Consider the following 13,777-nt stretch of genomic DNA (forward strand, 5'->3'; position numbering starts at 1 on the left):
TTTCCCCTCGCGTCGCGACTCTGGGACGGTCGCTCGGGCACAGGCATAGCGCCATGGTAACCGGTGTCAATCCCGCCGGGATTGCGTTTGGCGCAAACATGTGGCTAGGAAGTCCCATGCACTGACACCGGTGTAGCATCGCGAATGGGGGCAAGACGGACGTGGCCAGGGCAAAGGACGGCAAGCCGACGATCAACGACGTGGCCCGCCTCGCCGGGGTGTCGAAAAAGACGGTGAGCCGTGTCATCAACCGCTCGCCGCTCCTGAATGCGCAGACGCGCGAAAAGGTCGAGGCGGTGATCGCCGAGCTCGGCTATGTGCCCAATCCGCAGGCGCGCGCGCTGGCGCTGCGCCGCAATTTCCTGATCGGGCTGATCCACGACAACCCCAATGCGCAGATGGTGCTGGGCGTGCAGGAAGGCATATTATCGGCGATCCGCGATACCGAATTCGCGCTGGTCGTGCGCCCGGTCAACCGCCGTTCGCCCGACATGCTCGACGATGTGCGCACGTTTCTGGACCAGCAGCGGCTGTTCGGCGTGCTGCTGCTGCCGCCGATTTCGGAAAATGATGCGCTCGCCCAACTGTGCGACGAACTTGGCGTCACCTATGTCCGGATGGGATCGGTGCGGTTGGACGAGGACGTGCACATGGTCGCGTCGAACGACCGCGAGGCAGTCGCCAAGGCCGTGGGTTATCTGATTGGCCAAGGGCATCGCCGCATCGGCTTTGTCGCCGGACCCGAAGGTTTCAGATCCGCCGCGGAACGCGCGCTGGGCTATCGCGACGCGCTCGACAGCGCAGGCTTGGCCATCGACGAGACGATCATGGCCGAGGGCAACTATACCTTCGAGACCGGCATCGCCGCGGGAGAGAAACTGCTCGCCGCCTCGCCTCGCCCCAGCGCGATTTTCGCCAGCAACGACGAGATGGCCGCCGGCGTGCTGCACGCCGCGCGCAGCATCGGCATGTCGGTGCCCGAGGACCTGTCGATCATCGGCTTCGACGATACGGCGATCGCCGCGCACATCTGGCCGCCGCTGACCACGGTGCGCTGGCCGATCCAGGCGATGGCCAAGGCCGCCGCGATCAAGCTGATCGATCCGGTCGAGGCGCGCGATCAGCCATCCCATTTCCTCTCCGACCTGATCGAGCGCGCCTCCGTCGCACCGGTCTGAACCGATCCTACCACCCCGCAATAGAGCTTGCACCGATCAATGACACCGGTTACCAAGCGAGCCAATATTCCCCCGAACCCAATCGGGCCGGACTCGCCGAGCACCGCTGCCCGGACAGGAGAGACATGATGAAGATCGCCCTGATCACCGAGAACAGCCAGGCCGCCAAGAACGGCATCATCCACGAGGCGCTGACCGATGTCGCAGTGCCGCTGGGGCATGAGGTGTTCAACTACGGCATGTACACCGCCGAGGATTCGGCTTCGCTGACCTATGTCATGAACGGGCTGCTCGCGGGCATCCTGCTCAATTCGGGCGCGGCGGATTTCGTCGTCACCGGTTGCGGCACCGGCATGGGATCGATGCTCGCGTGCAACGCCATGCCGGGCGTTTTCTGCGGGCTTGTCATCGACCCGACCGATGCGTTCCTGTTCGGCCAGATCAACGATGGCAACGCGATCTCGATGCCCTATGCCAAAGGCTTTGGCTGGGCGGCCGAGCTCAACCTGCGCGATTGCTATGCCAAGCTGTTCGACGGCGAGCGGGGCCTGGGCTATCCCAAGGAGCGCGCCGCGATCATGGCCAAGAACCGCGGCATCCTGAAGGAGCTGAAGGCCGCGACCTGCCACGACATGCTGACCGTGCTGAAGACGGTCGACCAGGATCTGCTCAAGGCGGCGATCGCTGGTGAGAAGTTCGCCGAACTGTTCTATGCCAATTGCCAGGACGAGGCGATCGCCGACTATCTGCGCGGCCTTTCGGCCTGATCGACCCGGCCGACAGGGGAGCGGAACCATGAGCCTATTCGACCTTTCGGGCCGCGTCGCGGTGGTGACTGGCGCCAACACCGGCATCGGCCAGGGCATCGCACTGGCGCTGGCCGAGGCGGGCGCTGACATCGCAGCGGTTGGCCGCACGCCGGCGGAGGAGACCGCGAGCAAGGTTCGCGCACTGGGCCGCCGGTGCGAACTCGTCGCCGCCGATCTCGGCACCATCGCTCCGGTCCAGGCCGTGGTCGACCAGGTGCTTGAAGCGCTGGGCGGGCTCGACATCCTGATCAACAATGCCGGCATCATCCGCCGCGCCGATGCTGTCGACTTTACCGAGGAAGATTGGGACGCGGTGGTCGACACCAACCTCAAGTCGGTCCTCTTCCTGAGCCAGGCGGCAGGCCGTCACATGATCGCGCAGCGCGAAGCAACGGGGCGGCGCGGCAAGATCGTCAACATCGCCTCAATGCTGAGCTTCCAGGGCGGCATTCGCGTGCCGAGCTATACCGCGAGCAAGAGCGGCGTTGCGGGCCTTACCAAGCTGCTCGCCTGCGAATGGGCGGCCAAGGGCGTGAACGTCAATGCGATCGCACCAGGCTATATCGCCACCAACAACACTGCCGCATTGCAGGCCGATGGGACGCGCAACCGTCAGATCATGGAGCGCATCCCCGAAGGCCGCTGGGGCGATCCTGCGGATATCGGCGGTGCGGCGGTGTTCCTGGCGAGCAGCGCTGCGGATTATGTCCAGGGCCATGTGCTCGCCGTTGATGGCGGATGGCTCGCGCGGTGACGGGGCCAATCGTCTGCTTCGGCGAAATGCTGCTGCGCCTGTCTCCGCCGGGCGTGCGGATGCTGATACAGGCGCAGAGCCTAGACATGGTTGTCGGTGGGGCGGAGGCCAATGTCGCCGCCGCGCTCGCGTCGCTGGGGCACGAGGCGCGGATGGTGACGCTGCTGCCCAGCTCGCCGCTGGGTGACAAGGCAAAGGCGGAGCTTGGCGCGGCGGGCGTGGATACGCGCTTCATCGCGCGCGCCGGCGGACGCATCGGGCTGTATTTCCTCGAACCCGGTGCGGGCCTGCGGCCATCGTCGATCACCTATGACCGGGCAGGATCGGCCTTTGCGCTCGCCTCGCCTGATGCCCTGAACCTGAAGGGAGCGCTCGAGGGCGCAGCCTTGCTGCATATGTCGGGCATCACGCCTGCGCTCGGCCCGGGCGGCGTCGCACTTGCCGAGGCGGCAATCGCTGCCGCGCAGGAGTCAGGCGTGCCGATCTGCTTCGACGGCAATTACCGTGCGCTGCTCTGGGACGCGTGGGACAGCGATCCGCGCGCCATCCTCACCCGCCTGGTGAGCGCCGCGACGGTACTGATCGGCAATCACCGGGACATCTCGCTGCTGCTGGGCAAGACGTTCTCCGGCGATGGCGCAGAACGGCGGCGCGAGGCGGTGGAGGCTGCATTCGAGGCGTTTCCGAATCTCGAACTCGTCGCCTCGACCGCGCGCCATGTCGTGAGTAGCGACCATCATCGCATCGCTGCGCGCGTCGATACGCGCGCCTCCAAGCACCAGACCGCCGAGATCGACGTGACCGGCATCGTCGATCGCATCGGCACGGGCGACGCCTTTGCTGCGGGCGTGCTGCACCAGTATCTTCAGGGCGGCGATGCGCAGGCCATGGCCGAATGCGGGCTCGCGCTGGCCGCACTCAAGCACAGCCTGCCGGGCGATTTCTGTTTGATCGGCCCTGCGGAGCTTGCCGCCTTCTCGGCCAGCGGCGGCGATGTCCGGCGTTGAACTTACCCGCCGTGCGCTGATCGGCAGCGGCGCGGCGCTGATCGCGGCCCCTGGCCTCGCCCGCTCAGCCGACCCGCGCGTCGGTCGCTATACTGGCCTGCGCGAGAATGGTGTGCTCGCGTTCAAGGGCATCCGCTATGGCCGCGCCGAACGCTTTGCGCCGCCCTCGCCCGAGCCCTGGGACGGCCCCGCCCTTCGCGCGCAGCACTTCGGGCCGATCGCGCCGCAGCGCGGCAATCCTGAGCTTGCCCAGTCCGAAGACTGCCTGTTGCTCAACGTCTGGACGCCCGAAGCGAAACCGAACGCGAAGCGTGCTGTCATGGTCTATTTCCATGGCGGCGCATACAGCAACGGAACCGTCACCGATCCGCTGACCCACGGCCACCGGCTTGCAGCGCAAGGCGATGTCGTGGTGGTGACGGTCAACCAGCGGCTCAACGCGTTCGGCTATGCCTGGCTCAAACCCTTCGGGCCGCGCTTTGCCGATAGCGGCAATCTCGGCCAGCTCGACCTTGTCCTCGCGCTGCGCTGGGTGCGCGACCATATCGCCGATTTCGGCGGCGATCCGGCCCGGGTGATGGTGTTTGGCCAGTCGGGCGGCGGAGCGAAGATCGCGACATTGATGGCGATGCCGGCGGCGCGCGGCCTGTTCCATAGCGCAGCGACGATGAGCGGGCAGCAGGTCACCGCGAGCGGCCCGGGCAATGCGTGGAAGCGCACCCAGGCGCTGATGGCGGCGATGAAGCTCGCGTCCGGCGATGTCGAAGGCCTGCGCAACGCGCCTGCCATGGCCATTGTCGAGGCGCTCGTGGCCACCGATCCGGTGATCGGCGGGCCGGTCTATTTCGGGCCGGTGCTCGACATGACCAACCTGCCGCGCCACCCGTTCTGGCCCGATGCCGCGCCGCAATCGCTCGCCATCCCGATGATCCTCGGCAACACCGCTCAGGAAACGCGCGCGTTCATCGATCCAAAGGGGCCGAAGCTCGAGGGGCTCGACTGGAGCAATATCGCACCACGCATCGCCGCCGAGGTGAAGATCGATCTCGACCCCGAATGGGTCGTCGCCCGCTATCGCGCGCAATTTCCGGAGTGGAGCCCCGAGCGGCTGTTCTACGCCGCGACCACCGCCGGGCGATCCTGGCCCGGCCAGGTGATCGAGGCGGATGAGCGTGCCAAGGCAGGCGCGAAAGCGACCTGGGTCTATCAGCTCGATCGTCCTTCGCCGATCGATACTGCGCGCGGCGCCGCGCATACCGACGACATTCCCTATGTCTTCGGCACATTGGACGCGCCTGGCAGCTATAGCGGTACCGATGAACGCGCGCAGGCGACGCGCGATCTGATGATGGAGGCCTTCACGGGCCTGGCCAAGACCGGCAAGCCAGGGCTGGTTAGCTGGTCGCCCTACACCCTGCCCGACCGTGCGACGCTGGTGGTCGGCGATGGCTCGGCAGTGGTGGTCAACGATCCGCGCCGGTTCGAGCGGGAGCTGTGGGCGACGGGGCCGTACATTCAGCCGGGCAGCTGACCGGTTCCTTGACCGGATAGGCGATGATCAGCGCAAGCGGCTTGTCGCCCTTCTGCCAGATGCCGACCACCGCGCCATCGTAAAGATAAGCGGTCATGCCGGGCCTGAGGGTCGCACGCTGGCCGTCGGAGACGACCTCGCCTTCGCCCTCGAGCACATAATAGACCTCGTCATGCGCGATCGGGTGTTCGCCGATCGCCGCGCCGATATCGAGCGTGCGGCGGCGGAACTCCATGCGGCGCGGCTGCGGCACATGGTCGCTGATCCGCCACGCGGTGCTCATGCCGATATTCCCATGCGGCGGCGGCTCGCGCTTCACCGTATCGAGCTCGTCTACGATCGCCATCGGCGGCGCGGCAGTGAGCAGCAGCGCGACGAGGACGCTCATGGCTGGGTCGCCCGCATCTGCGCATCGCGCGTCGAAAGACGCTCCTGCGCACCGCCCTTCTGGCCCGGATAGCGGCCCGATTTCGGCGTCATGGTGTCGAGATTCCAGTCGGCCTCGTTGAACGGGGCAAAGGTCGCTACCGGCGCGGGGTAACCGCCGACCTCGCTCTCGTCGTCGATAATGTCGCCGCGTCCCTCGGCGACGAAGAACAGCACGCGAATGTCATCGGGCGCCCGGTCCCAGGGGCGGGAACCGGCGGTCTGCAGCAGCGAGGTCTCGACCTCGCCCGAAGGCAGCACGGCATAGGCGTCGATGCGCGCCAGGGGTGCCTTGGCGGTGATGAGCTTCGCGCGCGTCTCGCCATAGCGGCCGAACTGGGGCAACGGATTGCCATGCCGGTCGACCGCCCGATTGTCCTTGCCGAAATAGGCCAGATCGCCATCGCCGCCCAGCATCAGGAAAGGCAACCCCTCGTTGGTATCGTTGCCGCCGCGCATGACATTGCCGATCGCGGTGATCTCGCCGGTGACATATTCATGGCCCTGCCATTCGAGATTCATGAGGTTGTAGTGCACCGCGCGGTGGCCCGGATTGTAGATCAGGTTGTTGACCATCGCCACCTGCGCCCCGCCCTTGACCAGCGGCGACCGCTCGACATTATGCGCCCAGACATTGCGGTAAAACATTATATTCGTTGCATTATCGTGGATGAGCGAGCCTTTGCTATGCTCGCCCTTGGGGTGGCTTGAATTGGCCAGCCCCTCTGCCGCCAGATTGTCGCGGAACACGATATGGTGGCTGGTGCCCGCGCGCCATTGGTCGACCGTGTTGCCGGTGAAGCGCGGGCCGGAAGCGGACATGTTCTCGTCCACGCCCCACAGGAAACTGCAATGCTCGACCACGACATTGTGCGCGGCGACGGTGGAAAACGAATCCGCCTCCCAGCCCGACATGCGCGCCTGGCCGTCCGCGCCGGTCATCACCCGGATGTGCGATACGACGACATCGTGCGTGCGCAGATCGATGCCGCCCTTGACGATCGTGATACCGGGCGATGGCGCGGTCTGACCCGCGATTGTAAGATAGGGCTCGGTGATTTCCAGCGTGCTGCGCCCCAGATCGATCACGCCGCCGACTTCGAACACCACCGTGCGAGGCCCCTTTGCAGCCAGCGCCTCGGCCAGCGATCCCGGCCCCGATTTGGCGAGCGTGGTGACGCGAATGATTCGCCCCCCTGCGCCGCCTCTCGTGGGATCGCCCGGATGCGGCTCGGCGGCGGCATGGGTCAGGCTGGCCAGGGCGAAAGCCCCGATTATCGCGGCTTTCTGCAAGGTCTTGCGCATGATGTCTCTCCCGTTGCCATGGTTATTGACAGAGCCGCAGCGAGAGGGCAATACATAATGACACCGGTTACCTTGGACGGTCAGCCTCACTGACACGCTCCATGGATCATCGGGAAGAACAGCGATGCCCGCTCCGGCGAGGCCTCGGAAGTCGGGAGTCAGGGTGTCAGGGCGTATCGGATGCATACTGCATCTTCTCCTTTGACACCGGTAGCAATTGCCTGAAATAAGGCGATCAGGAGGGGACAGACATGCGCCGTCAGAACACGCACCGGGCAACCGGCCATTCCATTTTCAAGGCGGCACTGCTCGCAGGGTGCGCGCTGGCCGCGACCGGCACCGCGCAGGCGCAGGTCGCCGAGGGCGAGCAACCGACCACGGTCGAGGACGAAGCTCCGGCTGCGGACGAGATCGTCGTCACCGGCTTTCGCCAGTCGCTCGAAGCCGCGATCAACCTGAAGCGCACCTCGGTCGGTGCGATCGACGCGATCGTCGCCGAGGACATCGCCAAGTTCCCCGACCAGAACCTCGCGGAATCGCTGCAGCGCATCCCCGGCATCTCGATCACCCGTGACGCCGGCGAAGGCCGCGCGATCACCGTGCGCGGTCTGTCGAGCCAGTTCACCCGCGTCCGCGTCAACGGTCTCGAAACCGTCGCGACCTCGACCGATGGCGCCTCCGCCAACCGCGACCGAGCGTTCGACTTCAACGTGTTCGCCTCCGAACTGTTCAGCTCGATCGTCGTGCACAAGACCGCCGAAGCCAGTCTCGACGAAGGTTCGCTGGGTGCGGTGGTCGATCTCAACACCGGCAACCCGCTCGCAGCCAAGGCGGGCTTTACCGCCGTCGGCTCGGCCGTGGTCAGCTATAACGACCTGTCCGAATATGCCGGCCCGCGCCTCGCAGGCCTGCTGAGCTGGCGCAATGATGCCGGCACCTTCGGCGTGTCGCTTTCGGCGGCCTATCAGAAGACCCAGGTGCTCGAGCTCGGCAACAACACCGTACGCTGGGCGCAAGCGCGCTTCGACTCGGTCAACGGCACCCCCTGCTTCCAGCAGAGTGCGACGAACACGACCCCGGTCCGGAACGCCGGGGGCGTCTATGTGAATGGCCGCAACGCGGCTTGCGATCAGGCGGCGCTGTCCTTCCACCCGCGCATCCCGCGCTATGGCGAGGTCAAGCACGATCGCGAGCGTCTGGGCATTACCGGATCGATCCAGTTCGCGCCGACCGACATGACCAAGTTCTCGATCGACGGTCTGTATTCGCGCTTCAACAGCGACCGGCGCGAGCGCTGGGGCGAGGTGCTGTTCCGCTCGAACGAGCGCTCGATCGACGTCATAAACCCGGTTTACGACGCCAATAACAACATGATCAGCGGCACGTTCAACGATGCCTGGGTCCGCACCGAACATTATCTGCGCGAAAGCACGACCGAATTCTATCAGGTCGGCGGCACCTGGGATCAGGACCTGTCAGACAGCTTCCGCTTCACGCTGCTCGGCGGCATCTCGAAATCGACCGCCGACATTCCGGTGGAAACGACGGTCGTGTTCGATGACCGCGACGCGCAGGGCTATAGCTACGACTATACCGACATGAAGCGTCCGAAGCTGACCTTCGGCACCAGCGTCACCGATCCGGCCGTGTTCCAACTCGCCGAAATCCGCGACCGTCCCTCCGAGATCGTCAACCAGTTCAAGACCGCGCAGCTGCGCACCGAATGGGATGTCACCGAGGACTTCACGATCAAGGCGGGCGTGATGTGGCGCCGGTTCGAGTTCGATACCGTGGCGTTCACCCGCGATACCGCGGTCTGCGGCAATGGCGGTCTGGACCGGGTGCTGGGCACCATCACCTGCTCGCCCACCAGCCTGTTCGGCCCGACCGCTGTCTATGGCTTCCCGGTGACGGCGCAGCTTTCCGAGCTGTTCCAGCTGGGCAATGCCGGTCAACCGGCGGGCAATACGAACAGCTGGCTGGTCCCCAATCTCGATGCGACCACCGAGTTCACCAAGCTGTACAGCCGTCCGCTGGCGCTGGACGCAGGCAACAATCGCGGCGTGCAGGAAACCACCAAGGGCGGCTATCTGCAGTTCGACGCCAAGGGCGACATTTTCGGCCTGGAATATGCGTTCAACGGCGGCATCCGCTATGTGAAGACGGAGCAGTCGTCCTACGACCTGGTCGGCGCGGTCGAAGCGACGATCGAGCCCAGCTATGACGACTGGCTGCCCTCGGCCAATATCGCCTTCTTCCCGACGCAGAACCTGATCATCCGCGCGGCAGCGGCCGAGGTGATCACCCGTCCGACGCTCGGCTCGCTGACCCCCGGCGGTTCGGCGGACGGCTTCAACTTCCGCGTCAACAGCGGCAACCCGTTCCTCGAGCCGTTCCGCGCGACGAACTATGACCTCGCGATCGAATGGTATTTCGCGCCGCAGGCCCTACTGTCGGTCGCCGGCTTCATCAAAAATGTCGGCAGCTTCACCCAGTCGGCAGCGATTACTGAGGCAACCTTTGCTCAAACCGGGCTACCAGTCTCCGTGCTCAACCCATCTTCGCCAGCTGCGCTGAACCCGGCGCTGCTCAGCCAGCCGATCTGGACGTTGACCACCACGGTCAACGGTCAGGGTGCAAAGCTGAAGGGTGTCGAAATTGCTGCCCAAATCCCGTTCAGCGCTTTCACGGATGGATTCTTCGGCAACTTCGGTATTCTAGCCAACGCGACGTTCATTGACAGCAGTGCTAACTTTACACTGCAGGGCCCTGCAGTTGCACCGGGAGGCGCGCTGCAGCCCGTTACCCGCCGCGCGGCTCTCGCCAACGTGTCGAAGCGGTCGTTCAACGGCACCTTCTACTATGACGACGGCAAATTCTCCGCGCGCGTGATGGGCACCTATCGCAGCCGCTGGCACGAAGGCGCGAGCGGCACCGGCAATGTCCTGGAAGGCTTTGGCAGCCAGTTCAACCTCGATGCATCGATCCGGTACAAGTTCACCGAATGGCTCGAAGTCTCGCTGGAAGGCAACAACCTGACCGACACCTATCGCTATCGCTTCACCGATTTCGATGCGGACCGGAACTACGAGAACAACCATTTCGGCCGCACCTTCTTCCTGGGCGCGCGCTTCAAATACTGATCACAACCGGGGCAGCGGTTCGCCGCTGCCCGACCTAACGCAAGAGGAGCCGCCATGAAGATAGACCGCCGGTCCCTCATGGCGGCTCCGCTCGTTCTGGGCCTTGCCGGCCTGGCAAAGGCGCAGACGCCAGTGCCGCAGGTGCCAGGTGGCGCATTGCCCCCTGGCCTGCCCCAGCCCAATGAGACGATCGACCTGTGGGCAAGTGGCGCACCGGGTGCTCCCGCCAAGCCGCTCGTCGAAACCGTGCAGGAGCGCTCGACCGACCGGCTGGTCACCGACCGCGCGGTGTTCGGCATTTCCAGACCCCGCATGGCGGTGTTCCAGCCCGACCGGCCCAATGGCGCAGCGGTGCTGATCACGCCGGGCGGCGGCTATCGCTGGGTGGTGGTCGACAAGGAAGGCTATGAGATGGGCCGCTGGCTGGCGGCGCGCGGCTTCACCGCCTTCGTGCTGTTCTATCGCCTGCCGGGTGAAGGCTGGGCGGCGGGCCCCGATGTCGCGCTAGCCGATGCGCAGCGCGCGATGCGGCTGATACGCGCGCGCGCTCGCGATTTTGCGATCGACCCGGAGCGCGTTTCGGCTATGGGTTTTTCTGCGGGTGGGCATCTGTGCGCGGACCTTTCCACGCGCTTCGACGCGAAAGTCTATGATCCGGGCGATGCCGCCGACCGTCTTTCTGCCAGGCCGCACAGCGCCGCGCCGATCTATCCGGTGATCTCGATGACCCCGCCCGATGCGCATCCGGGTTCGCGCGACCTGCTGCTCGGCAAGGCACCGACGCCCGCGCTCGAAGCCGCGCATTCGCCGCATCGCAACGTTCCCGCCGACGCGCCGCCCTTCTTTCTGCTGCATGCCGAGGATGACGAGGTGGTACCCGTCAACAACGCATTGCTGCTGCGCGCCGCGCTCAAGGACAAGGGCGTGCGGGTCGAGACGCATCTGTTCGAGCATGGCGGGCACGGTTTCGGGCTGCGCAAGGCCATCGGCAAGCCGGTCGAGGTCTGGCCCGAATTATGGCGCGCCTGGGCGCGCACCACGGGCCTGGCGCTGTGACGCGCCGCTCGCCGCTCTTCACCCGCCGGGGCGCTATCGCCTCGGCGGGGCTGACCAGCTTGGGGCTTGCAACATCTCTGCCCGCAAGCCCCTCCCCGGCGCCGATTCCCTCCCCAGGCTGGCGCCGGGGCCTGGGCAATCAGCGCATCGCCGATCTCGGCGATGGCCGCTTCCTCAATCCGGTGCTGTCGGGCGACCGGCCTGACCCCGCGATCCTCAAGGATGGCGAGGATTACTATCTCACTTTCTCGAGCTTCGAATCCTATCCCGGCCTGCTGATCTGGCATTCGCGCGATCTGGTGAACTGGTGCCCACGCAAGCCAGCGCTCACCCGCAATATCGGCTCGGTCTGGGCGGTCAGTCTGGAAAAACACCGGGGCCGATATTTTCTCTACATCCCGGTCAAGGCTAGCCCGCAGAACGACATTTACGTGATCTGGGCCGACCATATCGACGGCCCCTGGTCCGACCCCGTCCCGCTGGGTCTGCACGAGCATATCGACCCCTGTCATGCGGTCGGCGAGGACGGATCGCGGTGGCTGTTCCTCTCGGGCGGCGACCGGGTGAGGCTGTCCGATGACGGCATGCGCGTGACCGGCGAGGTCGAACATGTCTACGACCCCTGGCGCTATCCGGACGAATGGGATGTCGAGGGCTTCTCGCCCGAGGGACCGAAGATCCACCGCGTCGGAGGCTGGTTCTACATGATTACCGCCGTGGGGGGCACGGCGGGACCTCCCACGGGCCATATGGTGATCGCAGCCCGCTCGCGTTCGATCCATGGCCCGTGGGAACAGCATCCCGGCAACCCGCTGGTGCGCACGACCGATATCCGCGAAGCCTGGTGGTCGCGTGGCCATGCCAGCCTGGTCGAAGCCGCCGATGGAAGCTGGTGGAGCCTCTATCACGGGTTCGAGAACGGTTACTGGACGCTGGGCAGGCAATGCCTGCTCGATCCGGTGGAGTTCACGCCCGATGGCTGGTTCCGCATGACCGGCGGCGACCTTTCCAGCCCCTTGCCAAAGCCGAAGGGCGGCGAGGCGCTGCCGCACGGCATGGCGCTGTCCGACAATTTCGCTACGCTCGCACTCGGCACCAAATGGTCATTCTTCCGCCCCGATTCCGATGAGGCGACGCGGGTGCGCGTCAAGGACAACACCCTGTTCCTCAAGGGCAAGGGCCTCGCCCCCTCGACCGGATCGCCGCTGCTGGTCACGGCGGGCGACACATCCTACCGTTTCGAATGCGATATCGAACTCGCTCCCGGCGGTACGGCAGGCCTGGTGCTGTTCTATGACGACAAGCTCTATGCGGGCCTGGGCTTCGATGCCGAGCGTTTCGTTACGCACCAGTACGGCATCGAGCGCGGCCGCCCTGCCAACCCGCACGGCAGCCGCATGCGCATCCGCGTGACCAACCGGAAGCATATCGTCAGCTTCCACACATCGGGGGATGGCGGGAAGACCTGGCTGAAATTCGATCGCGGCATGGAAGTCTCGGGCTATCACCACAATGTCCGCGGCGGGTTCCTGATGCTGCGACCGGGGCTCTATGCCGCCGGCCCGGGTGAAGCGAAATTCCGCGACTTCCGCTTCACCGCACTGGCGGATTAACCAATCTCGGCAACCGCATCCGCCAGCCAGTCGGCGAACAGCCGCGCGCGCGGGCGGACGCGCCGGCCTTCGGGAAAGATCACCCAGATATCGTTTGTCCCCAAAGTCCAGTCGGCCAGCAGCGGGACCAGTTCACCGCGCGCCAGATGGGCCCCCACCATGCGATCGGTGACCATCGCGATACCCATCCCCGCCAGAACCGCAGCCCGCAGCCCTTCGGCCGCGTTGACGCGCAGCACGGGATCGCCGGGGACCACCGTCTGGCGCGCACCACCCTGCTCGAACGTCCAGGCCTCGCGATTCTCGAAGCTCGTGAAACTGACGATGCGGTGGCGGCGCAGATCGTCAGGCTGGACGGGCGCGCCCATGTCGGACAGATAGCCGGGCGTTGCCACCAGCATCCGGCTCGCCCTGTCGATCCGCCGCGCAAGCAGGCTGCTGTCGCCCAGCGCGCCCGTGCGCAGCCCCAGATCCACCCCCTCCTCGACCAGATCGATCCGCCGGTCATCGAGGATCAGCTCGATGCGGATATCCGGGTGCATCGCCTGAAAATCGGGCAGAAGTGGGATCACGACCTGGCTGGCATAGACCGGCGGTGCGGCGATGCGCAGACTGCCGCTCAGCGATCCGGCCTCGTCGCGCGCAGCGGCCTCGGCGGCATCGGCCTCGTCCAGCGCCAGACGAGCGCCGTCATAGAAACGCTGGCCCGCTTCGGTGAGGCTGTGGCTTCGGGTGTTGCGGACGATGAGCCTTACGCCCAGCCGGTCTTCGAGCAAGGCGACCGATTTGGACAGGGCGGGTTGACCGATCCGCAGCTGGCGCGCGGCGGCCGAGAACGAGCCGCAATCGACCACCGTCACGAAATGCCGCATCGCCTGAAGCCGATCCATAATTCATTCCCCTCAGGAATGAGTGATAGCTCTTTCGCCTATCTACTGCAATTATCAGGCATGGC

Annotated in this window: 11 protein-coding genes; 8 read left to right on the plus strand and 3 right to left on the minus strand. The window is 65.6% G+C overall.

The genetic code is table 11. The features are described 5' to 3' along the window. Positions 1-161: 161 nt before the first annotated feature. From OPU69_RS10650 to OPU69_RS10670, 5 genes are all read left to right on the plus strand, one after another. Positions 162-1,178 (plus strand): LacI family DNA-binding transcriptional regulator, encoded by a 1,017-nt coding sequence (locus OPU69_RS10650; RefSeq protein ID WP_060978676.1) that lies wholly within the window; start codon positions 162-164, stop codon positions 1,176-1,178. Between the two features lie 128 nt (positions 1,179-1,306). Then, entirely contained in the window at positions 1,307-1,945 is a 639-nt protein-coding gene (locus tag OPU69_RS10655; protein WP_060978705.1) for an RpiB/LacA/LacB family sugar-phosphate isomerase, read from the plus strand. Positions 1,946-1,973: 28 nt separating this feature from the next. Then, a complete protein-coding gene (gene kduD, locus OPU69_RS10660; protein ID WP_498510917.1) occupies positions 1,974-2,741 on the plus strand; it encodes a 2-dehydro-3-deoxy-D-gluconate 5-dehydrogenase KduD in 768 nt (255 codons plus the stop codon). Then, positions 2,726-3,748 carry a sugar kinase gene (locus tag OPU69_RS10665; protein WP_498510919.1) on the plus strand — a complete coding sequence of 341 codons (1,023 nt, stop codon included), beginning with the start codon at positions 2,726-2,728 and terminating at the stop codon, positions 3,746-3,748. The genes kduD and OPU69_RS10665 overlap by 16 nt, the downstream gene beginning before the upstream one ends. Next, positions 3,735-5,279, plus strand: coding sequence for a carboxylesterase/lipase family protein (locus tag OPU69_RS10670; RefSeq protein WP_498510921.1), 1,545 nt, complete (start codon positions 3,735-3,737; stop codon positions 5,277-5,279). Before OPU69_RS10665 ends, OPU69_RS10670 begins: the two co-directional genes overlap by 14 nt. Here OPU69_RS10670 and OPU69_RS10675 read toward each other — a convergent pair. Continuing rightward, positions 5,212-5,667: a cupin domain-containing protein gene (locus tag OPU69_RS10675; protein ID WP_060978672.1), complete on the minus strand. Its 456-nt coding sequence runs from the start codon at positions 5,665-5,667 to the stop codon at positions 5,212-5,214. The genes OPU69_RS10670 and OPU69_RS10675 overlap by 68 nt on opposite strands. Beyond that, complete coding sequence (locus OPU69_RS10680; RefSeq protein ID WP_060978671.1) at positions 5,664-7,010, minus strand: pectate lyase family protein; 1,347 nt, start codon at positions 7,008-7,010, stop codon at positions 5,664-5,666. The genes OPU69_RS10675 and OPU69_RS10680 overlap by 4 nt, the downstream gene beginning before the upstream one ends. Before the next feature lie 251 nt (positions 7,011-7,261). Between OPU69_RS10680 and OPU69_RS10685 the strand changes: the two genes are divergently transcribed. From OPU69_RS10685 to OPU69_RS10695, 3 genes are read left to right on the plus strand one after another with little or no spacing between them, the layout of a single operon-like run. Next, positions 7,262-10,153, plus strand: coding sequence for a TonB-dependent receptor (locus OPU69_RS10685; protein WP_498510923.1), 2,892 nt, complete (start codon positions 7,262-7,264; stop codon positions 10,151-10,153). A gap of 54 nt (positions 10,154-10,207) precedes the next feature. Then, positions 10,208-11,209 (plus strand): alpha/beta hydrolase, encoded by a 1,002-nt coding sequence (locus tag OPU69_RS10690; protein ID WP_498510925.1) that lies wholly within the window; start codon positions 10,208-10,210, stop codon positions 11,207-11,209. Beyond that, on the plus strand, positions 11,170-12,822 hold the full coding sequence (locus tag OPU69_RS10695; RefSeq protein ID WP_498510927.1) for a family 43 glycosylhydrolase: 1,653 nt from the start codon (positions 11,170-11,172) through the stop codon (positions 12,820-12,822). The genes OPU69_RS10690 and OPU69_RS10695 overlap by 40 nt, the downstream gene beginning before the upstream one ends. Here OPU69_RS10695 and OPU69_RS10700 read toward each other — a convergent pair. After that, positions 12,819-13,712, minus strand: coding sequence for a LysR family transcriptional regulator (locus tag OPU69_RS10700; protein WP_498510929.1), 894 nt, complete (start codon positions 13,710-13,712; stop codon positions 12,819-12,821). The two genes, OPU69_RS10695 and OPU69_RS10700, sit on opposite strands and share 4 nt — an antisense overlap. Between the last annotated feature and the right edge of the window lie 65 nt (positions 13,713-13,777).

Source organism: Blastomonas sp. 34TW, from assembly GCF_059803595.1.